Raw genomic sequence first — 21,328 nt, 5'->3', positions numbered from 1 at the left:
AAACGCTCAAAGAATTGTCGGAAAAGCTCAAACATTTGCCACATGCTGTCTGGCCCGCATGCGCTCGGCGAAGCGTCGCGGCGAACGATAGCCGGCCGCAAGCGCCGCCTCGCGGAGCGAAACGCCTTCCTCCGAGAGCAGCGTTGCAGCAAGGTCCACGCGCACCTCGGTCAGCAGGTCGCGCAAGGACGTCGATTCCGCCGTCAGCCGGCGCCGCAACGTCGCGTTGCTGGTGCCTAGTTCGGCGGCGATCGCATGGGCGGTCCAGGACTTGTCCGGTTGCCAGCGGATAAGCGAGCGTACGGCGTCGCTCGTTGTCTTCGACTTGACCGGCAGGACGCCGCGCATGCCAAGCACCGTCAACACCTCCATCACGCGATGTTCTATCAGCAGGGCAGGCAGCGTCCCGCTCGTCAGGCCCTCGCCGGCATGGTGGATCGCGGCAGCAAGGACCGTGTCGAGCGGCAAATCGATCGGCCGAACCGCCCGCTGCGGCGGGAACGAACGCGCCGCCCGCGCGACAAGTTCGTCGGGGAAGCCGATGAAGATCGCCCGGTAGACGCCGCTGGTAGGATCGGGGTCATTGACGACATCGCCGCGCCAACCGCCGGGCAGGACCAGAACGGTGCCCGCGCCAAAGCGCATCTGCCGTCCCATGGTCACGAGTTCCTTCGAACCCTCGACGATGACCACGATCGACGCGCGCGGAAACGCGCAGCCGGCGATGCGTTCGCGCTCGCGTGTCACGAAAGTAAAGAGCGTGGAGAACTGCTCCGCCACCTCAGGCAGCGCCCGCGGGCGGTTGTCCTTGGCGGCAAGCTTCTGCAGCCGCTCCAATATGGTTTGCGCTTCCGACATGCGATCGTCCGTCGTCGATGATGGCGATGATCTTGAACCATCGCCGGAGACTTTCCAAGCCGCCAGTGGTGCCGCAGTTGCCGCAATGGGCTTGAGATGCTATAAATCCGATTGCAAAATGCAATCGGACTTTGGGGCGAGGCCACTGACGCCGAAAGGATTTGTGCCATGGACACCCTGCAAACATCGCGCGAGCAGACCGTTCGCGGGCTCTACGATGCCTATCTTCAGGGCCGCAAGGATATCGCGGCCGGGATGATGACGGAGGACTTCACCTTCTCCAGCCCGCGCGACGATCACATTGATCGCGTTGCCTATTTCAGCCGTTGCTGGCCCGAGCCGCCGCCATTCCGCGATATCGAGATCGAGCACCTTGAGATCGCGGACGACGAGGCCGTGATACGCTACCGGGCCGAAAAGCATGACGGCGGGGCATTCCGCAACATGGAGGTCATGCGGTTCAGGGGCGACAGGATCGCCTCGGTGGACGTCTATTTCGGTCGCAACGTCTAGAACATGCCCCCCCAAAGGGGACCGGGGCCGAGGCATCGGCAAAAGGGAAAACAGAACGCGGTAGCAGGCCCGCGCCAAACGTCCTGGTCTTGCCGCCGAACACGATATTGGCGATCCGCGACGGAGCGTCGTCAGTCTGTCGTTCTCTCTCGGCCCGCTCTCCAAATCCGGTACCGGATTTCCACGTCGACGGGTGCAAACACCACGAGGGGAAGCCTGCTGTTGTATCGCAAGAGCGGCTCGTCCGAGCTCCGCACGAACGTTTTCTTCTTGGTATTATCCGGGCACGCCATCCGCGTACTCGCGACCACGCCAACTCCGGTAACGACGTAGTAGTCATATCCCCAGCCATCGACCGTGCGCTTCTCCAGCTGGGAGCCAAAGGTATGTCGATTGCAGTCCACCAACTCGGTTCGACCGACGATCACGCCAACCCGGCGCGCATCTTCGTCGGAACGCTTCGCCAGGAAGATAACGTGTCGTTGCTGGCCCGCTGGCGCCTCGGGAAATGCCTTCAACTCGTCCCGCGCCTGACGGGGCTCCGCCGCAGAAGCCCCACTCACCGCAAGCGACAGAAAAACCAGAACTGAAATTGAGTATTTCGCAGCTTTACCCGCCCAAAATGAAGTTGCCATTTTTCACCCTTTTGCCCGCAATGGTGGTCGAGGTTGGGTTGCCGATAGAGCTATCGCTTTCACTTGACGCCCGTCCAGCTTGATGCCCCAGACCAAGTGCCCGTAGATTATCCAGAAAGGCCATGTTAGCGTCGGGTTGTATTTCAGCGCCTTGAGATGGAAAAAGCAATGTTTCGTTTAGGCCGGAAGTATAATCGCTTAGCGTCATCGGCGAGTTGCGGATGTGCAAACCCCGAGCTCCACAGGGTCTCGAGCCACCTCCGGATTACTCTCGCAGAAGTTTTCTGAAGACTGTCGGTTCGGCCGCGATAGCGGCAGGCCTACCCGGTCTGGCAAGCGCGCAGTCCTCGCCCCCGCAAAAGCTGATGCTGCGACAGGCTCGTCTGTTTGACGGCAAGACAACTACCCTGCGAGATTCGGTCCAGATACTGATCGAAGGCAATGGTAGTGTCGTCCATTGACGCGAACGGCAATCCTCCGCCCGCCGACGCGACCGTCATCGACTGCGCTGGCAGCGTCGTGATGCCGGGCCTGATCGATGCCCATTGGCATTCGATCTTTGCCGCGGTGCCATTGAACGTACTTCTTGCAGGTGATCCCGGTATAATTTACGCCGCGTCGACTGCCGAAGCAGACCGGACCCTCATGCGCGGGTTCACCACCGTGAGAGACCTGGGCGGGCCCGTCTTCACCTTCAAACAGGCAATCGACACCGGCATCATTCCGGGTCCCCGCATCTTTCCTGCGGGGGCAATGATCACCACGTCCGGGGGGCACTGCGACCTCAGGATGCCGTAGGAAATACCCGCGAAAGATGGCCAACTCAGTGTCGGCGAATTGCTTGGCGCCTCGGCGATCGTCGATGATATCGGCTCCCTGAAGCGGCGCGTCCGCGAGCAACTCCTGCAGGGCGCGTCCCATATCAAACTGGTGGGCGGCGGCGGTGTCTCCTCGCCTCGCAGCCCTCTCGACATGACGACGTTCAGTGAAGATGAGATCCGGGCCGCCGTCGAGGTGGCCAGGGATTGGAACACCTATGTCACGATCCACGCTTACGCTCCCCGTACCGTGCAGCGCGCTATCGCGGGGGGCGTCGCCTGCGTCGAGCACGCCCATTTGATGGATGAGGTCACGGCAAGAATGTTCGCGGACAAGAACGTCTGGCTGAGCACCCAGCCGTTTCTGAGCATGGAAGCGTCGCAAACGGGTCCGGGTGTTGAGCGCGTCAAACAACTCTTTGCCGGCACGCCGAAGGTGTACGACTACGCCAAGAAGTACGGCATCAAGCTTGCCTGGGGATCGGATGTCCTCTTCTCGCCGCAGCTGACGCCCCGTCAAAACATCATGCTGACCCATTTGTCCAACTGGTTCAGCAATGCCGACGCGCTGATGATGGCAACTTCGGTCAATGCCGAGCTGCTCGCTCTTTCAAATTTGCGAACACCCTATGCGGGGAAACTCGGGGTTATCGAAGAAGGGGCACTCGCGGATGTGCTGGTATGGAACGGAAATCCGCTTGACGATCTTCGATTGATCGAAGCGCCGGAAAAGAATTTGTCCGTCATCGTCAAGGATGGCCGTGTCCACAAGAACCTACTGTAGTCACGCCACATCGGCGGCGGAGAGTTTGCGCGTATCACTCGCCTCCGTTCTAGGCCGATTTGCGCCGCCACAAGCAGACATCGTACCATTTATGTATGCAGGTCACTCGCGTAGCTATTGCTACGCCCGATTTCGGGCCGGCTCGCTCGCTCTGGAAAAAATGAGTTACAGAGGTGCAGCATAATTTGGATATCTTGCTTGGTGTACTCTGCAATTCGCTATCAAGGCCATCCCTATGCTTTTTCACTCGCTCAGCGGCGTCCTCCGGAGACTTTCCAATCTCAATGAGGCCATTCTTTCCTTTCTCGTACAGGAAGTTCGCCTCTGAGGTATGAAAGGCTTCGGCGTCCGAAAAACCTGTTTTCCTGTAGACTTCGGCCAGCTTCATATGGACGGCCGCGCAATAGAAGAATTGATATTTGGCAAAACGACGCTTGTGTTCTTGCGCGGCCGAGACGGCTGGCAAGATAATTAGAAATACTGCAAGCAACCGAAATTTCACATCGCCTCTCGACGCGCAAAAGTGGAACGGCCCGACGCGGCCGAGACCAGATGTCAACGCCCGCTGCGCGAGTTTGTCGCTTGAACCTTAACTTTCGATTGCGATTGAGGCGTGGCTTTTGTCTGATGCACGTGGCGCGTTTGATGGCCGCAAAGGGCCGAAAGGCGACGCCGATACGGACATCTCTTTCGCGCTACAAGGGGACGTGTCGCCGTCGCAGACTTCTGAAGCCTCGCACTCCACCCGATTGCACCGTGAACATAGCGAGTGGTGCCGTGGCGTGATAGGTGTTGGACTTGGATCAAGCCCAGCATTCACCTGAACTCCTAGCAAAGGACAAATGCCATGGGAGACCAGAAGCGCCCGCTCCAACCAGGGGAATACGCTCCCGCCTTCGCACTTCCGTCGGCAAATCAAAAAGGAACGGTCTCACTCGCGAGCCTCCACGGTCACCCTTTTCTGATCGCCTTCTTCCGCGGGCTGCACTGCCCGTTCTGCCGGCGTCAGGTGGGACAACTCGGTAGTCTACAGCCTGCCCTGCGCGCCGCGGGGGTGGAAACAGTTGCCGTGATCAACACGCCGGTAGAGCGCGCCCGCATATATTTCGAGCACCGGCCGACGCCGGCCGTGCTCCTATGTGACGAGGATTGCTCGACGCACCGGGCCTTCGGCGTGCCGCACGGTGAGTTCCTGCCCGAGGGCAGCGGCGAGAAACCAGTATGGCCCTATCGGGCAAGCATGGAGCAATTCGAGGCCGCTCGCATTAACCCGACGGGTGAATTGCCGGAAGCGTTACACCCGATGGCGGCCAACGCCTTACTCAACGCCCAAGACGGCTTCGAGCTTACTGAAATCGATCATGCCATCTTCGCAAGCCACCCCACACAGCTTGTCGGGCACTTCCTCATCGACGGCGATGGCATCGTTCGCTGGGTGCAGATTGAAGCGCGCGTCGGGCCTGACAGCCTCTGCATCTTTCCAAACGCGGCGGAAATGCTTGCCGCTGCCAGCAGCCTCCGACGCTGAAGGCGTTGCATCTCCGACATTCGTCACGCATTTGCGCCGCTACCGGACACCTCATGGTCGCAAGGCAAGCTCGCCGAGGTGACTGCGGACCCATTTCACCTCCTCTGAGGCGGTGCGGCGGAAGTGCCTTTTGAAGTCGCGGCTGAATTGGGCTGGGCTGAGGTAACCAACCGACAGAGCGGCCTCTGCGATCGTTTTTTCCTGGCGCGCCATGATCAGCCTTGCTTCGTGAAGCCGCATCGCTTTGACGTATTGCATCGGGCTGCTGCCTGTCAGCGCCTTGAAATGTGCGTGATAGGAGGGGACGCTCATGCCCGCTTCCTGTGCGAGCGCCGTCACTGAAATCTCCAAGCTGTAGGTTTCGCGCAATCGGGCGAGGCTTTGGACGATCTTGCCGGAGGTGCCTTTCTGCTGTAGCGCCGCAATCATCTGTGCGCCCTGCGGGCCGACGAGGATGCGATAGTGCAATTCGCGCAAGATGCCCGCGCCCAGAACCACCATCTCCATGGGATCGTTGAGCACTCGCAACAGGCGTAGCACGACATCCTCGATGTCGGGCTCCATTCTGCTGGACATAAGACTTCTCGCCGCGGTGCCTGTCGGTCCGGAACGCCGTGCCTCGACGTCCGAGGCGATCTCGGCCGCGAGCTGCATGTCGAATTCGAGATAGACCGCAAGCAGGGGGCATTCTGCGCTGGCGACGGATTCCATCCGGAACGGAACCGGGACCGAGACCGCCAGATAATGCTCCTCGTCGTAGAGATAGACCTCGCCTTCAAGCATTCCCTGCTTGCGACCCTGCAGCACGAAAACCGCACCAGGCTTGTAGAGGACGGGTATGTCGTGGAGGACCTCTTCGGTCCTGAGGATGCGGACGCCGTGAAGCCCCGTCGGATTGTAGCCGTGACGCGGGGCGAGGCGTCCGGCCAGTTCCACAAGCTCCCGGCGCCTTGATGGCGCACCCTTCGCATTTATAGGATTTGGCAAGACATTCATAGTTTCCGCAATCGATGAACCTGTACGGAAAGATTATCAGTCAAATGATCATCACCAATCAAGAAGAGATTGTCCACCATGTCACAGAAGACTTTCTTCATCACAGGCGCGAATTCCGGGTTCGGCCTGGCAGTCGCGACGGCAGCCAGCGAACAGGGACATACCGTCATTGGCACCGTCCGCTCCGAAGCCTCGCAAGCAGGGCTTGCGGAACGCCTGCCGGCGGTCCGTTCCGTCCTTTGCGACGTGACCGAATTCGACAGGATACCGGACGTCGTCGAGCAGGCTGAGAAAGACCACGGCCCGGTCGACGTCCTGATCAACAATGCCGGTTACGGTCACGAAGGGCTCCTCGAGGAGTCGCCGCTCGACGAAATGCGTCGTCAGTTCGACGTGAACGTCTTCGGCGCCGTTGCGGTTGCCAAGGCTTTCCTGCCGCGGTTTCGCGAGAGGCGCCGCGGGTTCATCGTCAATGTCACGTCGATGGGCGGCATGATCACCATGCCCGGCATCGCCTATTACTGCGGCAGCAAGTTCGCGCTTCAGGGAATATCGGAGGTGATGCGTACGGAAATGGCGCCGTTCGGCGTCCACGTCACCGCACTCTGCCCCGGCTCGTTCCGGACCGACTGGGCCGGCCGCTCGATGGTAAGGACTGAGCGGTCCATCGACGACTACGACGCGCTGTTCGATCCGATCCGAGAAGCGCGGCAAGCAAAGAGCGGCAAGCAGCTTGGCGATCCCAACAAACTCGCGGCAGCCGTGCTTAGCCTCATCGAGTCTGCCAATCCTCCACCGCAACTCCTGCTTGGAAGCGATGCGCTCAAACTCGTGTCTGACAGGATCGAGTGCCTGCAGCAGGAGATTGAGGCTTGGAAATCCGTCACGGTCTCCACCGACGGGCAATAGCGCAATGACAAAGGTGGCCGCGGTTCGAATTTCCGATCACGCGGTCTGCCGCTCTCCTCATACTGAGGAGCGTTTCGAGCCGTAAGCAGTCGTTGTTGGCACTCGTTGCGTGTTGCCGAGAACAAGGCGCGGCAAGAGAATCGGAAGATCGCCACGTGCTTTAGGGCATTGGCAGGCTGCCTATTTCGTCTTCCTGGACACCACCCCCACAGCCGGCGCTACCAGCGCGAATTCCTTCATCTCGTCGGGAGACAGGTAGTAGAGCCTGTCGGGGGGCGTTTCCATGGCGTGGATCCAGAGGTCCGGCTTGATTCCCATGTCGTCGAGATGTCGGGTGATATCGGCGGTGGTGCGTTGGGCTTCGGACATGGCGAGATCAGGCGACAGCTTCTCCCTGGTGGCGTTGAAGACCTGATGTACGCCGATGACAGCATCCTTGTCGGCCGTACGGACGACGCCGCCGGCCATGACGATCGGGCAGGAGGAAACACAAAGCGCGCCGCTGGCGACGCTGGTCGCGATCTTGCGTTCGCGGATAACCGTGGAGATGGCGATCGCGTCGCCAATCGATCCGCCCGGCGAATCGAGCGCGACTGTTTTGACGTACTCGCCACGGGCCCGGATTTCGGCGTCAAAGCGTGCGGCCGCGCCGGGTTCGATCGTGCCCTGCGCAAGGAGCACGCCGTCCGCCCGCAGTTCGAAGCGGATCGGCCTCATCAGGACCTCGGGGTCCGCGGTGATCTCGGCAGGTGCGTTTTGGGGTTTGCCCTGCGTGAGAGCCGGCGGAAGCATGGGCAGGGCACCCGGCGTAAGTGGATCGGAGGCCGGACTGTTGGGACTGTCGGAGCTGATTTCATGCCAGTCTATCACCACGAAGACGGCGGCTGCGGCGAGGAGAGCGTGGAAGGCATGCCGCATCAGCGTGCCGTCATCGGCGGAGAGCACGTAGTCCTTCAACCTTTGCCCCGCCGTTTCCAGTCTCATGCCGGCGGTCCTTTGCGTGGTCCTTTGCCTGACAGGTCGAAGCTCGCGACATTCGACTGGTCCGCCGCTTCACTGCGCTCTGCAGCATCCATGGCGGCCTCGACGTCGGCACCCTGCTGCTGGATCTCACGCCTCACTTCCAGGGCCTGCAACAGTTCGGCCGCGGTAATCCGTTCGGCGAAGGGCAGGCGCTGCTCCTGCTGGCGCAGCGTCGAGTGGACGATCGACAGCATGAAGATCAGCACCGCCGGCAAGATATCGATCGAGATGGCGCCGGCCCAGCTGGGGATGAAGTCGCCGGCGTAGCGCAGCACCGCTTCGGCCGAGGAGAGTGGAACGAACCGCCGTTCGGACACCGGCTTGCGCTCGAGGATCTGGTCGGCTGCCTGTGAGAGCACCTTCGATTGCGCCGCGACGGAGGATCGGATCGTTTCCATCACCTGGTCTTGCCGGGTGACAAGATCCGCCTCGCGTCCATCCGCCACCGGAGCGATGAAGCCGAGCGACAGGTCTTCCGCCGCGCGCTTGACCGACGGCGCGATCGAGGTCTGCTCCAGCGAGGTGATGACGCCGGAAAGCCCGACGACTTCGGCAGCGAACTGATCGGCGCGCGGATTGATCGCGCCCGGCGCCGACACCAGCGTCCGCATCGTCTCGAGATGCTTGCGGCCCGCGTCGAAGAGCGTCGTCACCCGTTCGCGCGAGGCGTTGATGCCGTTTTCGAGCTCGGTCAGCTGCGAGGCCATCTGCGACAGGAGCTGCACGACGCTGCCGGCCCCGGTCGTACCTGTCAGCGCGCCGGTCTCGCGTTCCTGGTCGGCGAGGCGCTGGAACCGTTCCTGCGTGCGCTGGATGTCGGGCAGCAGGCTCTGGGCGGCAAGCGCGTTCTGATGCGCCTGGTCGAGATCGGCCGTGTAGTCTTCCAGCGTTTCGGCCAGATGCTGTTCGAGCGCCGCGGAACCCGCCAGCGCGGCCGCGTTGAGCCAGCTCGACATGGCGATGATCATCGCGCAGCCGAGCGCCATGACACCAAGCATGGCCGTCCGCCCGCCTGTACTGGTCACGTGCGGATAAAAACGGGCCATGTAGGTCCAGAAGGCGTAGATCGCCACCGAGACGGCGCTGGAATAGATGAGCGCCGCGAAGAACACGGCGGTTGCCGATCCGTCGAGGATGCTCCGCACGCCGAGATAGGTGTAGACGCCGGAGGCGAGCGCCAGGATCGCGAACGCGAACCGGGTCATGGTCTCGACGGATTCGATGCCTTCCTGCAAGCGATGCGACGTGCCGAGCGCCATGGTCTCCTCCGGGCCAATGCATGCCTTCCGAAAGCGCGCAGCCGTTCGAGGCAAGGACATGCACATGAACAAAGACCCAAGGCAGGTCGCGTAAGTCTTTGTTCACGCGATCGGCCTTAGCCCTTTAAGAAACCAATATAATACCGGCAAAAGCAAGGCTTGGCATCAGGCCGAAGCCTGACGCCGTCAAGCCTTATTCGGCGGGCGTGCTGTCGGCCGACGGCGCACGCAACGACTTTTCGGAGATGTCGATCATCGGTGTGAAGCCTGCCGCCGGCATGCGGACTTCGTCGCGTTCCTCGAGGGCGGCGGTGGGGACCACGACGCCCGGCCGTTCGCTGCGTGCGACTTCGAGCTGGCCGGTCAGGATGGCGCGCTCGGCGCGCAACTGCCGGATCTCCGACTTGGCAATCTCCAGGCTGGTGCGCAGCTGGCCGATTTCGTAGCGATCGGAATCCATGCGCGTATCGATGTCGCGGCGCAGCGCATCGGCATCCCGGTCGCGGCGCACGCGCAGGCTCTCCGCCTCACGCAGCTTCAGCGTCAGCTCGTTGGTCTGCGTGGCGAGTTCGCGGCGGGCGGACTCGCTCTCGGCGCCGGTCGTGCGTGCGCGCTGCAGTTCCTCGGCAAGGCGCTCCGAGCGGGAGAGGGCGGTGACGAGTTCCGATTTGACGCGCTTGAGATCGGCGCGGGCTGCCTGCAGTTCCTCATCCGTCATCTTGTTGCGGCCGTTTGCCGTGACGAGTAGCTTCTCCACGAGTTCGGCCTTGGAGCCGATCGCCTCGTGCTTCGTCGTCAGGTGGGCGATCTCGAGCGCCGAGGAGGCCTGCAGGGTCTCGTGCTCGACTTCGAGCCGCTTGTGGCGCTCCTCGAAGAGGGCGAGGTCCTGCTTCAGGCTCGCAACGGCCATCTGCAGGTTGCGCACCTGGGCTTCCTGTTCGATGAGGCTGGATTTCAGATGGCTGCGTTCCTCGTTGAGACGGGCCATTTCGCGCGCCTGGGTGCCGTTTTCGCGGCGCGAGGTTTCGATGAGCAGCTGGTGCGCCGTCGTCTCGTTGTCGAGCTTTTCGCGGGTGGCCGAGAGTTCGCGGCTGCGCTGGTCGAGCTCCGTCTGAGCGCGCTTCAGGAGTGTCGAGGCTTCATCGAATTGGATGGCGCGATCCGTCAGTTCACGTTCGGCATCGAGCAGCCGGTTTTCGATGATCGTGAATTCTTCGCGCGTGACCTGATGCACGCTCTGCAGCCTTGTCAGCTCGTCGCGGAAGGCGTCGATCTCGGAGCGAAGCTGCGCGTTGTCGGCGTAAAAAGCCTTGTTCTCGGCAGTCAGGCGAAGATTGTCCTGGTCAGCCTTTTGACGCGCATGGCTTTCGTAGTCGAGAAGCGAGCTGATGCGCGCGCATTCGGCGCGGAGCGCACCGGTCTCGTTCAGCGACTGGCTGTGAGTGCCGAGCAGCGAGGAAACGCGCTCCTGCAGCGATGTGAGGCTCGACAGCAGGTCTTCCGACGTCCGCTGGTTTTCCTCCAGTGCGGAACCGAAAGCAGCGAAATCGTTGACGTCAGGGATAGCATAGCGCAGCGGCTCTTCGGCGGCCGGGCGATGATCCGCTATCGAAGCGGGTCGGTATCCTGTTGTCGACAGCGACTTGCCGCCGTCTTCTGCGCGACGAAAAAAACTCATGACCATGACTTATGCCCCAAAAGTACTGTCAAAACGCCGGCGAAATATGGATTTCAGCTAATTAAGCGAACCTATCGAAAATTGCCTTGATTCCGTACACGCATGCTGTGCGTGCATCTAGAAACGGCGGCGCGGTCGCTGTCAAAATACGCAAGATGACAATCAACAGGTTTGAGGGGCCGACTTGTGACATTCGCGCAACAGCCGCCTGGCGACCTTATTCCTCAGGGAGAATCCGCATGCCGTCCGTCTCAAGCTCGCTGCCGAGTTCGACACTTTTCGTCTGCTTGTCGTAGACGCAAAAGTAGCTAACGAAGCCGTTCGCGCCCTTCGGTTTGCCGGTTACAAGGGCGATGCCGTAGTGCTCGCTGCCGAACGGATCGACGACCGCATGTGGAAACTCGATCGAGGCGCGCGCCGCCTGTTTGCACTTGGCTTCAACCTCGGACGCGAACTCCTGCCAGGCGTCGCCTGAGGAGGCGCGGGCGGTTCCCGCCGCAGCGATTGCCATGGCAAGTATGCAAAAGCGGATTTTATTCCTCTGCATCTGAAAAGCCCGTCTTCCAGCTGTTGTAAAACTCGCCCATGATCAGCGATTTAGGGCTGCAAAGCCAAGTGCTTGGCGAAGGCAATTTTTCCTCTCTGCCCGTCTTTTTTGATATTTCGCAGGTTGCCTCTCCATGCTTGCGCTCCTATGTTCCGCCTCACCTGCCGATTACGCAAACTATTGCCAAGAGGAGACCCACAATGGCTTTCGAATTGCCCGAACTTCCCTATGACTACGAAGCGCTCCAGCCCTTCATGTCGAAGGAAACCCTGGAATTCCATCACGACAAGCACCACAAGGCTTACGTCGACAACGGCAACAAGCTCGCGGCAGAGGCAGGCCTTTCCGATCTCTCCCTCGAAGACGTCGTGAAGAAGTCGTTCGGCACCAATGCCGGCCTCTTCAACAATGCTGCCCAGCACTATAACCACGTCCACTTCTGGAAGTGGATGAAGAAGGGCGGCGGCGGCAACAAGCTGCCGAGCAAGCTCGAAGCTGCCATCAATTCCGACCTCGGCGGCTACGACAAGTTCAAGGCCGATTTCATCGCTGCCGGCACGACCCAGTTCGGCTCGGGCTGGGCATGGGTTTCCGTCAAGAATGGCAAGCTCGAAATCTCCAAGACCCCGAACGGCGAAAACCCGCTCGTTCACGGCGCGACCCCGATCCTCGGCGTCGACGTATGGGAACACTCCTATTACATCGACTACCGCAACGCGCGTCCGAAGTACCTGGAAGCTTTCGTCGATAGCCTGATCAACTGGGACTACGTCCTGGAGCGCTACGAAGCCGCAGCGAAGTAATCGGCTCGCACAAAAAAAGATGTCAGCACCCGGCGCCTCGAAACGCCGGGTGTTTTTGTTTTCGATGACTGTCACAAGCTTGTCATGCCGCGCGCCTAAAGCGCTGACATGACATCCTTTTCCGATCTTCCCATTCTCCGTTTCGGCGTCGTCGCAGATTCGCAATATGCGGCGAGGGAGCCGCATGTCGGAATGAACCGCGACTATGCCAGAAGCCTTGCCAAGCTCTCCGCGGCGGTTGAGGTTTTCAATGGCGAGGAACTGAGCTTCGTCATCACGCTCGGCGACATCATCGATCGGGACTTCGAGAGCTTCGACGACATCCTCCCCGTCTACGACCGCCTGAGACACGAAAATTTCTTCCTGCTCGGCAATCATGATTTTTCCGTCGCAGCCGATCGGTTGGCCGATGTCGCCGCCCGCGTCGGTCTGGCATCGACTTACTACAGCTTCGCCAGGCAGGGGTGGCGGTTCATCGTTCTCGATGGCAACGAGGTCAGCACCTTTGCGCCGCCGGAAGGGCATCCCTATCGGGACATAGCCGCCCGTCGGCTCGCCGAGCTTAGGGCAGCCGGCGCCATCAACGCGCAGGAGTGGAACGCCATGCCGAGCGACGAGCAGGTCGCCTGGCTTTCCGACCAGATTAACAAAGCCCGTGCTGCAGGCGAGCGGGTTATCGTCATGAACCATTACCCCGTCTATCCGCCGAACGCGCACGACTGCTGGGACCGCGAGCGCATCATCACTCTTCTGACGGCGCACGAACATGTCGCGGCCTACTTCAGTGGCCACAACCACGCCGGCAATTTCGGCACGCTCGAGGGATGCCATTTCCTCAATTTCAAGGGGATGGTCGATACCGAGACCGAGAATACCTTCGCTATCGTGGAAATCTGGGCCGACCGCATCGAAGTTCACGGTTTCGGCCGTGAGGACAGCCGGACGCTGAAGCTCCGCTAGGCTGCCGCCAATCGTTGCCTGGATAGGGCCGGCAAAGGGTGCCGCCTTCAACCCATCGGTAGGGCTTGCTGCACCTGCTGTGCTATCTCGCTTCGATCCATCGCGCTCAAAAGGCCGTCCTTTGTGTCGCAGCCATCTTGGAAAAGATCGAAGAGCGTTGAGGCGGCTCGGCAGCCTTCGAGGCTATTCGGGTCTTTCTTGTGCAGGTAGCACCACTCCGAAAGAGCCTCGAACACGACATTGATGTCATCTGTAAAGGAGATCACGTTTGATAGGTCTGTCATTTCATTCGATGCTCCGCTCAGGCAGAAGCACGAAACTCCCAAGCGGCCGTTGCCAACAGATGCCGACCGATCATGGATGATACTGCCTGCGACGCAGCATGGCTATTAATTAAGACATAGCGGGCCTCCACCAAACGCGCTGGCCTCAGAAGTCCGGGGGAATTGATCTGATCTCTCGCAGATAATGTGCGATTGGCGCCAGTTCGACGACGCTAGGCATGCTTTGGACGATGTCCTCCGGTTGGCACCACGGATAGGGGAGCGATGTGATCCAATCCATGACCGCTCCCAAATGATCCGCCGAAATGATCTCCATCCGATCGATGCTAATGACTAGCCTTTGGACAAGACCTTGGGTGTCGGAAAAGTACCAATCGTAGCGGCCGCAGCCAATTCGGATGTCTCCGTTATTCTTCGCCGACATGCCGACGAGCCAATGGCATGGAAAATGGCGTCGATTGGCGTCTGTGGGGCGCGCCAGGCAGAAAGTATAGACATTTTCGAAGTCGTTCGCGAAACGCCGGCAGAGAATCTGTTCGATCTCAGGCAGGCCCTTGGCTGAACTTGGAAAGGAGATGGCGTCGGTCTTGACCACCATCTCCAGCGCAATATCCTCGGCGAAGGCGTGGCGCATCAGGAACGGCCGGTTCCCGTCTTTCGCATGGAAGTACGCACTGACGGCTTCGAACGGACTTGGCATGGCGTAACCTCCGCAATAGACCCGCATCACCCTATCCTATTTTGCTGTTACGGTGGGCGACGGAGGCGCGGTCGTGGTCGTGATAACAATCCCGTCGCCCATTCAATCCGAAGCGGACTTTTTGGAGGCTGGACTTTAGCGTCTGGCTTTCCATTTCCCTTCGATCGAAACCCATCGAAACGTGCCTCGGCCATTGAAGATTGCGACCTACAACGTCAACGGCGTGAACGGACGCCTCGAGATCCTTCTTCGCTGGCTGAAGGAGGACAAGCCCGACGTCGTGTGCCTGCAGGAACTGAAGACGGAAGACGCCCGGTTTCCACGCGGTGCGCTCGAGCGGGCCGGCTACGGCGCAATCTGGCACGGACAAAAGAGCTGGAACGGCGTCGCGATCCTATCCAGGGGCTCGACGCCGATACTGACGCGGCGCGGTCTTCGGAGCAATCCTGATGACACGCACAGCCGCTACATTGAGGCAGCGATCGACGGCATCCTTGTCGGGTGCCTCTATCTTCCGAATGGAAATCCGGCCCCTGGCCCGAAGTTCGATTACAAGCTCCGTTGGTTCCGACGGCTGCACGAATATGCAGCCGAATTGCGCGACCTCGAAATTCCGGCCGTTTTGGCTGGTGACTTCAACGTCATGCCGACGGAAATCGACGTCTACAAGCCGGAGCGCTGGCTGGATGACGCCTTGTTCCGGCCGGAGGTTCGCAAGGCCTATGCCGATCTGGTCGCACAAGGCTGGACCGACGCCGTAAGGCACCTGCATCCGAACGAGCGCATCTATACCTTCTGGAAGTACTGGCGAAACTCCTTCGAACGCGACGCGGGTCTCCGGATCGACCATTTCCTGCTCAGCCCGATGATCGCCCCATGGCTCAAGTCGGCGAGCGTGCGCAGGAAGCCCAGGAGCTGGGAACATACGAGCGACCATGCGCCAGTGATGATCGAGCTTGAGGTTCCCAAGCGCGAAGACGACGCGTGAACACGAGCGATGAAACTGGAAGGAACGCAAGATGGATGCCGACCTCGATACGATGTCGCACAACGAATTGATCACGGAGGCGAAGCGCCTCCGCGACGCGATCAGAAAACACCGCGACGCCACAGGTCACGACCTCTGTTGGCATCATCCTCAGCTCTGGGAAATGCTGCCGGAAAAGCTCAATCCTGACATCGCGGTGCCTCCCTGGCCGAAGTTCCTCCGAGGTTGCGTCCGCTATCGTGAGAGTTTGGATCGGCAGAAGCCTGACGCCCCTGTCCTGGACGAAGAGTTCGAAACCTGATCCGCGCCAACTTCACCGACCGTGAAACTCGGGCAAAGCGGAGAGCACTGGCGCGCACCTTTCATCCACTCAGGCGGTTGCGGTGGCTGGCGTGTTCATCCACTCGCTCGTCCAGAGCTGCCGCAACCGGTCGCCTTCGCCTCGGAAATAGGCGTCTGCCGCTTCGCAATGCTCCACACGATCGCTGCGGAAATTGCGGATTGCCTGACGCAGCTCGCACCAGGCGACAATGTTGGCGGTCTGCGAGTAATAGATGAGGGCGATCGGCTGGATCCTGCGCTCCGTCGCGCGGCCGAGTTCGTCGCGGTAGTCAAGTTGCAGCTTCTGTTCGTCGCGGATGGCGCGACGAACCAGACCAAGATCGAGCCCGACAGGAGATTGGGCAACCGATCCCCAGGCGTAGAGCGCTTTTCGTTCCATCGCCTGGCGCAGCGGCGCAGGCACGGCGCCTGTTATCTTCTGGTTGACACCCTTGGCCGCCTGCTTGAGTTCCTCGTCGCCGGTTCGATCGAGCAAAGCCAGCGACAAGACGATGGCCTCCATTTCCTCGACCGAGAACATCAGCGGCGGCAGGTCGAAGCCCGGCCGCATGATGTAGCCGATGCCCCGGCCGCCCTCGATCGGAACCCGCATCGCCTGCAAGGCGGCGATGTCGCGATAGATCGAGCGCACGGTCACCTCAAGCGTCTCCGCCATGGCCGCCGCCGTCATCGGTCTGGTCGCCAATCGCAGGATCTGGATGATCTCGAAAAGCCGTGAGGCCTTGCGCATTTTTCGCCTCCGTTGGTCCAGGCTCCTGACAATACACTGTCAGTTGGGCAGTCGTATAGCTTTCCCTATCGAATTGAAAATCAACACGGTCTTGGAAATCGACCTTGAATTGGATAGCGGGCAACTGACATGACTTACAGCGAAAATCTCTGGCTCTACTTCACCCTTCTCTTCGGCATCATCATTGTCCCGGGAATGGACATGCTGTTCGTGCTGGCCAACTCCCTGAGCGGCGGCAGGCGCACGGGCATTGCTGCGACCGCCGGCATCGTGGCGGGCGGGGCGGTGCATTCGCTCTATGGCGCTATCGGTGTCGGTGTGCTCGCCGTCCTCCTGCCGACCCTGTTCAACCCGCTGCTCTTTGCCGGCGCCGCTTACATGGCCTGGATCGGCTTCACGCTGATTCGCAGTTCGATCACCGTGGAGACCGTCGGGGCGGGCGGTCTGGGCTCGGGCTGGCGGGCATTCCGCCAGGGCGCGGCGACCTGCCTGATGAATCCCAAGGCCTATCTCTTCATGATCGCCGTCTACCCGCAATTCCTGAAGCCGATCTATGGACCGATCTGGGCGCAGGGCCTGGTCATGGGCTTTATGACGATGGCGACCCAAGCGGCTGTCTATGGCACTCTAGCGCTGACAGCGGCGCGAAGCCGCACTTTGCTGGTGTCCAATCCCAAGGCGACGATCCTCGTCGGACGGGTCGCAGGCGCCCTTCTGATCGCCGTCTCAATACTGACGGCATGGCATGGCTGGCGCGTGTCCCTATGAGGAGGGCGCCGCCACCTGACGGTCCATCTTTCCTGATGTCTCACCCACTTGTTACTTTTTTGGTCTGAAAAATTTGCAATGATGCCGCCCGTCCAGCGAAGCCGGGGCTTTGAGGACCTTTGGTAATCAAACAGGAGTGCAGACATGAGACTGAAAGCTATAACCGCGGCAGTGCTCATCGCCGGTCTGGGGGTGATAGGCGTTGCGATTGCAGCGGAGGACGGCACGCACGAAGCACGTTCTGCGCTGATGAAGAAGGTCGGGGGCGCGGCAGGGGCAATGACAGCGATCGCCAAGGGCGAGAAGCCTTATGACGCGGAAGCGGTGAAGGCTGCCCTGATGACGATCTCGGAAACGGCAAAGGTTTTCCCGGATCAATTCAAGCCAGGCACCGAAACCGGGGATAAGGCAGCAAGTCCGAAGATCTGGGAAGATCACGAGGATTTCAAGGCTCGTGCGGCGAAGCTTTCAGCGGATGCCGACAAGGTTCTCGCCCAGCTTCCGACCGACGCAGCCGGAGTCGGCGGCGCCCTGAAGACGCTTGGCGGCAACTGCGGCGGCTGTCATGAGAAATTCAGAATAAAGACCGAATAGCGATCCAGGCATTTTGCTCGAACGATCCGTGCCAGCCTTGCCGCCGGTGCGGATCGTTTTATGTTTTCCGCAAAGCGGTTGGCAACAGGAGCGGTGAATGATCCGCAGGTTCGTCCGGTATTTGCTCTGTCTCGTCGGTGTATTCGTCATTGGCGGGGCGGTCTTCTATTTCATCACCGCGCCCACCGCGCTCCCCGAAAGCCACTGGGCCAACCTCGGCGACCCCGACCTGAAGAACGGCGAGATGGTCTTCTGGACGGGTGGCTGCGTCAGTTGCCACGCCGCGCCGGGATCGGAGGGCGATGCCAAGCTCACCTTGTCGGGCGGCCTGGCGTTGAAGAGCCCCTTTGGCACATTCCACGTGCCCAACATCTCGCCCGATGAGAGGGCGGGTATCGGGACATGGACGCTGGCGCAGTTCGGCAATGCGATGAAGCGTGGCGTCTCGCCGAACGGACAGCATCTCTATCCGGCCTTTCCCTACAATTCCTATGCCCGGATCAGCGACAAGGACATCAACGATCTCTTCGGCTATCTGAAGACGCTGCCGAAGAGCGGGAACGTCGCCCCGCCGCACGACTTGCCTTTCCCTTATAACATCCGGCTGGCGTTGGGCGGCTGGAAGTTCCTCTATTTCAACGACGAGCCGCGCGTCGTGCTCGCGGCCAATGTCGACGACAAGGTCAAGCGCGGCCAGTATCTGGTCGAAGGCGCCGGCCACTGCGGCGAATGCCACACGCCGCGCGATCGGCTTGGCGGCTTCGTGGCAAACACCTGGCTGTCGGGAGCACCGAATCCGGAAGGCCGGGGCCGCATCCCTAACATTACGCCAGGCTCGAAGACCGTCGGCTCATGGAGCCAGGACGATATCGCCAACTATCTGGAAACCGGCTTCACGCCCGACTTCGATACGGCAGGCGGCTCGATGGCGGAGGTGCAGCGCAACCTCGCTCGTCTGCCGAAGCCGGAGCTCGAGGCGATCGCAGCTTACCTGAAGGCGGTTCCGAGCCATTAATATTAGCGATATCTCAAAAATGCCGCATTGCAGCACTCCACTCGGCTCCACGCACTGGAATGCCCTGTGGCGAACCCCGGTTCGCTTTCCGAACGACGCCCAAGAACGTCTTCCGAAAGGACAGCCGCATGCATGTTACGTCGGTCAACTCTGCGGATGATCTCGAAACTGTTGCCCGCAAGGGCGGCAAATTGCGGCGCATGGTCGCCCGGTTGCCGACCTACATGGCCGACATCCGCGAAAATCCTTCCTGGCTGCCGATGTTCCTGCTGGCGCGCACCGTCCCGGCGCGCAAGGTGCATTGGCTGACCGCGCGGCGCAGCAATGGTGCGATCGAGAATCTGCCGACGCTCTTCAAGGGCGTGAATCATGCAGATGCCGTCGCGTCGCTGCGGCGCGACGGGATATTTCCGAACCTGAGCCTACCCGAGGCGATCACCCGTGAAATCGCCAGCTTTGCAGGCGCGACCCCATGCTTTGGAAATTTCGATCGCAAGATCGAGTTCCTGGCGTCCGATCACCGAGCCGTGGAGCAGCAATGGGGGCGGCCGATCCTGAGCGGCCACCATTTCGAGCGAGCGCTTGATTGCCCAGCCGTTCGTGCTGTCCAGCGCGATCCGGTTCTGTCGGAGATTGCGCGCTGCTATCTCGGTGCGCAGGCCCGGCTGATCACCACCCGCACCTGGTGGAGTTTTCCGACGAGAGCAAGCGAAGCCGACCGCAGCCTGGCATCGCTCGACAAGTATCACTTCGATCTCGATGACTGGCGGATGCTGAAGTTCTTTTTCTATCTCGTCGATGTCGACGAGGGCACCGGTCCGCATGTCTATGTCAGGGGCAGCCACAACAAGCGGCGCCTCAAGCACCAGTTGACCCTTCTGGTCGGCCACCCCGCGCACGAGATCCTCGAATTCTACGGCAAGGAGAGCGTGATGACGCTGACCGGCGCGGCCGGCTTCGGCTTCGCCGAGGATCCCTTCGGTTTTCATCTGGGCACGGTTGCCAAGACGAAGCCGCGTCTGATGATGGAGGTGGGCTTCGGTGTTTCCAAGCCCTCACGCCGCCGCTTCCACGGTGAGCCGGTCCTTCGATAAGACAAGCGGCGCGTCGGCCTAGGCCGCCTTCGGCTGGTGCTCGGCGCCGAACATCAGGACATATTGATCGAGGTCGTCGCCTGCGTGCCCGAGGGCGCGGTAGATTTCAGCAGCAAAGGTCATCGGTGCCGATCCCGGCGCCGTCACCAGCTTTCCGGCGCGCACTGCCTGCGGGCTGTCCTTGTAGTGCGCCTGGCCGGCATAGCCCGGCGCGCTGGCGATGAAGTCGGCGGCGTTGCTGGTATGGTCGGTCGCATTCAATGCTCCGGCGCGCGCAAGCGCCAGAGTCGCGCCGCAGATTCCTGCCACGAGCTTGCCATGCGTAGTGAAGTCGTCGATCACAGGCTTCAGATCGGGTGCCTTTTCCGTTTCCCAGATCGTGCCCCCACACAGCACCAGCCCGTCGAAGGCATTGGCATGCAGGTTTTCCGCGACGGTGTCGGACGCAACGCGCATGCCGCCCATCGAGCGCACCTCAGCGCCGTCGGGCGTTGCGATCACCACGTCGAAGCCGAAATAGGAGCGCGCGGAGGCCGTCAGTTGGGCGACCTCCCAGTCGGCGAATCCATCGGTGAGGACGATTGCAAGTCGGGTCATCCGTTTCTCCTTGCAGGCTGTCCGGGGCGATCAATGCCGCTCATGCCAAAGCTTGCATATAGCGCATGCCGGTGACCGGGCGAGGCACGAAGTCCATATTCTCGTAGAAGCGATGGGCCTGTACATTGCCGGTGGCGGCGCTGACTGAGAGATAGCCGCAGCCTGCACTGCGGGCCGTGTCGCGGGCGCGGTTGACGAGATGCTGACCGACGCCATGGCCGCGATGGCCGTCCCGCACGAAGAGATGATGCAGATCCATGCCGCGAGCACCGTCCTGCGCCCTGTAGAGCGGCACAAGAATGGCGTAGCCGATCAGGCCTTCATCGCTTTCGGCAACCAGGGCGCTGATCCATGGAACCGGACCGAACAGGTCACGCTCGAGCTGCTCCGGGCTCGAGGCGGCCGGATCGCCGTGGTACTTGGCGAGCAGGCCGATCATTTCGTTGAGTTCGGGCAGGTCACGCGGCTTGGCGGCGCGGATATTGATCACCGGCGGGCGGATCAATGAGATTTCGGTGTCTTCGATTTCAAGCATGGTCTTCGCGTCCTTGTGTGGTGTTCTGCCGTCAGGACGCTGCCGATACAACAAAGCCGCCTGACGGCGGCTTGTTGACAATATGATCTGTCCGGCCGCCCCTTACAGGTACAGCCAAAAATACGAGCTGGTGATGTGCGCGTTCTTGATCATGTGTTGATAGATCATCCAGAACGCGGTGTTTGTCAATGGGTTTTATGAGCTCGCGCTTGGAAGCGAACAGCGTTGCCTGACGCAGCCGTCCGATCGCTCGGTCACCGACATCGAGAGCTAGATCGGCAAGTGTCATGCCGATCTGTAAGCCGCCGCTGATCGCTCTTGGCGCCGAAATCGCGAGGCCGTTGATATCGCTTTTCATCTCAGGGATACT

Annotated in this window: 25 protein-coding genes and 1 pseudogene; 12 read left to right on the top strand and 14 right to left on the bottom strand. The window is 60.7% G+C overall.

Features of this window, described 5'->3' with window-relative positions:
- Positions 1-27: 27 nt before the first annotated feature.
- Complete coding sequence (locus RHIBUN_RS0121105) at positions 28-858, bottom strand: helix-turn-helix domain-containing protein (protein ID WP_025661071.1); 831 nt, start codon at positions 856-858, stop codon at positions 28-30.
- Between the two features lie 168 nt (positions 859-1,026).
- On the opposite strand from RHIBUN_RS0121105, the gene RHIBUN_RS0121100 reads away from it, so the two are divergent.
- Entirely contained in the window at positions 1,027-1,371 is a 345-nt protein-coding gene (locus tag RHIBUN_RS0121100) for a nuclear transport factor 2 family protein (RefSeq protein ID WP_025661070.1), read from the top strand.
- A gap of 131 nt (positions 1,372-1,502) precedes the next feature.
- Here RHIBUN_RS0121100 and eco read toward each other — a convergent pair whose 3' ends face one another.
- Positions 1,503-2,006: a serine protease inhibitor ecotin gene (gene eco, locus RHIBUN_RS0121095; RefSeq protein WP_025661069.1), complete on the bottom strand. Its 504-nt coding sequence runs from the start codon at positions 2,004-2,006 to the stop codon at positions 1,503-1,505.
- Positions 2,007-2,174: 168 nt separating this feature from the next.
- Between eco and RHIBUN_RS33700 the strand changes: the two are divergent.
- Positions 2,175-3,608, top strand: a pseudogene (locus tag RHIBUN_RS33700) (amidohydrolase family protein).
- 49 nt (positions 3,609-3,657) lie between these two features.
- Here the strand turns inward: RHIBUN_RS33700 and RHIBUN_RS0121085 are convergent.
- Positions 3,658-4,167, bottom strand: a complete 510-nt coding sequence (locus RHIBUN_RS0121085; RefSeq protein ID WP_156932734.1) for a hypothetical protein — start codon at positions 4,165-4,167, stop codon at positions 3,658-3,660.
- A gap of 288 nt (positions 4,168-4,455) precedes the next feature.
- Between RHIBUN_RS0121085 and RHIBUN_RS0121080 the strand changes: the two genes are divergently transcribed.
- Positions 4,456-5,136, top strand: coding sequence for a peroxiredoxin-like family protein (locus RHIBUN_RS0121080; RefSeq protein WP_025661067.1), 681 nt, complete (start codon positions 4,456-4,458; stop codon positions 5,134-5,136).
- A 51-nt stretch (positions 5,137-5,187) separates the two neighbouring features.
- On the opposite strand, the gene RHIBUN_RS0121075 is transcribed toward RHIBUN_RS0121080, so the two are convergent.
- On the bottom strand, positions 5,188-6,132 hold the full coding sequence (locus RHIBUN_RS0121075) for an AraC family transcriptional regulator (protein ID WP_025661066.1): 945 nt from the start codon (positions 6,130-6,132) through the stop codon (positions 5,188-5,190).
- Between the two features lie 78 nt (positions 6,133-6,210).
- On the opposite strand from RHIBUN_RS0121075, the gene RHIBUN_RS0121070 reads away from it, so the two are divergent.
- Positions 6,211-7,041 (top strand): oxidoreductase, encoded by an 831-nt coding sequence (locus RHIBUN_RS0121070; protein WP_025661065.1) that lies wholly within the window; start codon positions 6,211-6,213, stop codon positions 7,039-7,041.
- A 180-nt stretch (positions 7,042-7,221) separates the two neighbouring features.
- On the opposite strand, the gene RHIBUN_RS0121065 is transcribed toward RHIBUN_RS0121070, so the two are convergent.
- The 4 genes from RHIBUN_RS0121065 to RHIBUN_RS0121050 form a co-directional block, all read right to left on the bottom strand.
- Positions 7,222-8,025 (bottom strand): hypothetical protein, encoded by an 804-nt coding sequence (locus tag RHIBUN_RS0121065; protein WP_025661064.1) that lies wholly within the window; start codon positions 8,023-8,025, stop codon positions 7,222-7,224.
- Entirely contained in the window at positions 8,022-9,323 is a 1,302-nt protein-coding gene (locus RHIBUN_RS0121060) for a hypothetical protein (protein WP_018116222.1), read from the bottom strand. Before RHIBUN_RS0121060 ends, RHIBUN_RS0121065 begins: the two co-directional genes overlap by 4 nt.
- Before the next feature lie 193 nt (positions 9,324-9,516).
- Positions 9,517-11,007 (bottom strand): hypothetical protein, encoded by a 1,491-nt coding sequence (locus RHIBUN_RS0121055; protein ID WP_025661063.1) that lies wholly within the window; start codon positions 11,005-11,007, stop codon positions 9,517-9,519.
- 211 nt (positions 11,008-11,218) lie between these two features.
- Positions 11,219-11,548 (bottom strand): hypothetical protein, encoded by a 330-nt coding sequence (locus tag RHIBUN_RS0121050; RefSeq protein WP_025661062.1) that lies wholly within the window; start codon positions 11,546-11,548, stop codon positions 11,219-11,221.
- Positions 11,549-11,748: 200 nt separating this feature from the next.
- Here RHIBUN_RS0121050 and RHIBUN_RS0121045 point away from each other — a divergent pair, with 200 nt between their 5' ends.
- Together RHIBUN_RS0121045 and RHIBUN_RS0121040 are read left to right on the top strand one after the other, a co-directional pair.
- Positions 11,749-12,351, top strand: a complete 603-nt coding sequence (locus RHIBUN_RS0121045; RefSeq protein ID WP_018116360.1) for a superoxide dismutase — start codon at positions 11,749-11,751, stop codon at positions 12,349-12,351.
- Between the two features lie 108 nt (positions 12,352-12,459).
- On the top strand, positions 12,460-13,311 hold the full coding sequence (locus RHIBUN_RS0121040) for a metallophosphoesterase (protein ID WP_025661061.1): 852 nt from the start codon (positions 12,460-12,462) through the stop codon (positions 13,309-13,311).
- Between the two features lie 47 nt (positions 13,312-13,358).
- On the opposite strand, the gene RHIBUN_RS0121035 is transcribed toward RHIBUN_RS0121040, so the two are convergent.
- The gene (locus RHIBUN_RS0121035) at positions 13,359-13,595 is read right to left on the bottom strand and encodes a hypothetical protein (protein WP_018116356.1); all 237 of its coding nucleotides are present in this window, start codon (positions 13,593-13,595) and stop codon (positions 13,359-13,361) included.
- Positions 13,596-13,740: 145 nt separating this feature from the next.
- Positions 13,741-14,295 carry a hypothetical protein gene (locus RHIBUN_RS0121030; protein ID WP_025661060.1) on the bottom strand — a complete coding sequence of 185 codons (555 nt, stop codon included), beginning with the start codon at positions 14,293-14,295 and terminating at the stop codon, positions 13,741-13,743.
- 193 nt (positions 14,296-14,488) lie between these two features.
- Here RHIBUN_RS0121030 and xth point away from each other — a divergent pair, with 193 nt between their 5' ends.
- Both xth and RHIBUN_RS0121020 read left to right on the top strand, forming a co-directional pair.
- Positions 14,489-15,283: an exodeoxyribonuclease III gene (xth, locus tag RHIBUN_RS0121025; protein WP_025661059.1), complete on the top strand. Its 795-nt coding sequence runs from the start codon at positions 14,489-14,491 to the stop codon at positions 15,281-15,283.
- Between the two features lie 31 nt (positions 15,284-15,314).
- Positions 15,315-15,584 carry a hypothetical protein gene (locus RHIBUN_RS0121020; RefSeq protein ID WP_018116353.1) on the top strand — a complete coding sequence of 90 codons (270 nt, stop codon included), beginning with the start codon at positions 15,315-15,317 and terminating at the stop codon, positions 15,582-15,584.
- A 69-nt stretch (positions 15,585-15,653) separates the two neighbouring features.
- On the opposite strand, the gene RHIBUN_RS0121015 is transcribed toward RHIBUN_RS0121020, so the two are convergent.
- A complete protein-coding gene (locus RHIBUN_RS0121015) occupies positions 15,654-16,355 on the bottom strand; it encodes a YafY family protein (protein ID WP_025661058.1) in 702 nt (233 codons plus the stop codon).
- A 129-nt stretch (positions 16,356-16,484) separates the two neighbouring features.
- Between RHIBUN_RS0121015 and RHIBUN_RS0121010 the strand changes: the two genes are divergently transcribed.
- From RHIBUN_RS0121010 to RHIBUN_RS0120995, 4 genes are all read left to right on the top strand, one after another.
- On the top strand, positions 16,485-17,123 hold the full coding sequence (locus RHIBUN_RS0121010; RefSeq protein WP_018116351.1) for a LysE family translocator: 639 nt from the start codon (positions 16,485-16,487) through the stop codon (positions 17,121-17,123).
- Positions 17,124-17,267: 144 nt separating this feature from the next.
- Positions 17,268-17,717, top strand: a complete 450-nt coding sequence (locus tag RHIBUN_RS0121005; RefSeq protein WP_018116350.1) for a cytochrome c — start codon at positions 17,268-17,270, stop codon at positions 17,715-17,717.
- Positions 17,718-17,814: 97 nt separating this feature from the next.
- Positions 17,815-18,732: a cytochrome c gene (locus RHIBUN_RS0121000; RefSeq protein WP_025661057.1), complete on the top strand. Its 918-nt coding sequence runs from the start codon at positions 17,815-17,817 to the stop codon at positions 18,730-18,732.
- Between the two features lie 128 nt (positions 18,733-18,860).
- Positions 18,861-19,826 (top strand): hypothetical protein, encoded by a 966-nt coding sequence (locus tag RHIBUN_RS0120995; protein ID WP_025661056.1) that lies wholly within the window; start codon positions 18,861-18,863, stop codon positions 19,824-19,826.
- A gap of 18 nt (positions 19,827-19,844) precedes the next feature.
- Here RHIBUN_RS0120995 and RHIBUN_RS0120990 read toward each other — a convergent pair whose 3' ends face one another.
- The 3 genes from RHIBUN_RS0120990 to RHIBUN_RS0120980 are packed head-to-tail and all read right to left on the bottom strand — an operon-like array spanning position 19,845 to position 21,316.
- A complete protein-coding gene (locus RHIBUN_RS0120990) occupies positions 19,845-20,423 on the bottom strand; it encodes a type 1 glutamine amidotransferase family protein (protein ID WP_018859477.1) in 579 nt (192 codons plus the stop codon).
- A 40-nt stretch (positions 20,424-20,463) separates the two neighbouring features.
- A complete protein-coding gene (locus RHIBUN_RS0120985; protein WP_025661055.1) occupies positions 20,464-20,958 on the bottom strand; it encodes a GNAT family N-acetyltransferase in 495 nt (164 codons plus the stop codon).
- Between the two features lie 31 nt (positions 20,959-20,989).
- On the bottom strand, positions 20,990-21,316 hold the full coding sequence (locus RHIBUN_RS0120980) for a hypothetical protein (protein WP_018116572.1): 327 nt from the start codon (positions 21,314-21,316) through the stop codon (positions 20,990-20,992).
- Positions 21,317-21,328 lie beyond the last annotated feature (12 nt).

The sequence above is a fragment of the Rhizobium sp. IBUN genome (assembly GCF_000510625.1).
GTDB classification, from domain to species: Bacteria; Pseudomonadota; Alphaproteobacteria; order Rhizobiales; family Rhizobiaceae; genus Rhizobium; species Rhizobium altiplani.
The sequence above is the reverse complement of the archived record's forward strand: the minus strand, read 5'-3'. Positions and strand labels throughout refer to the sequence as shown.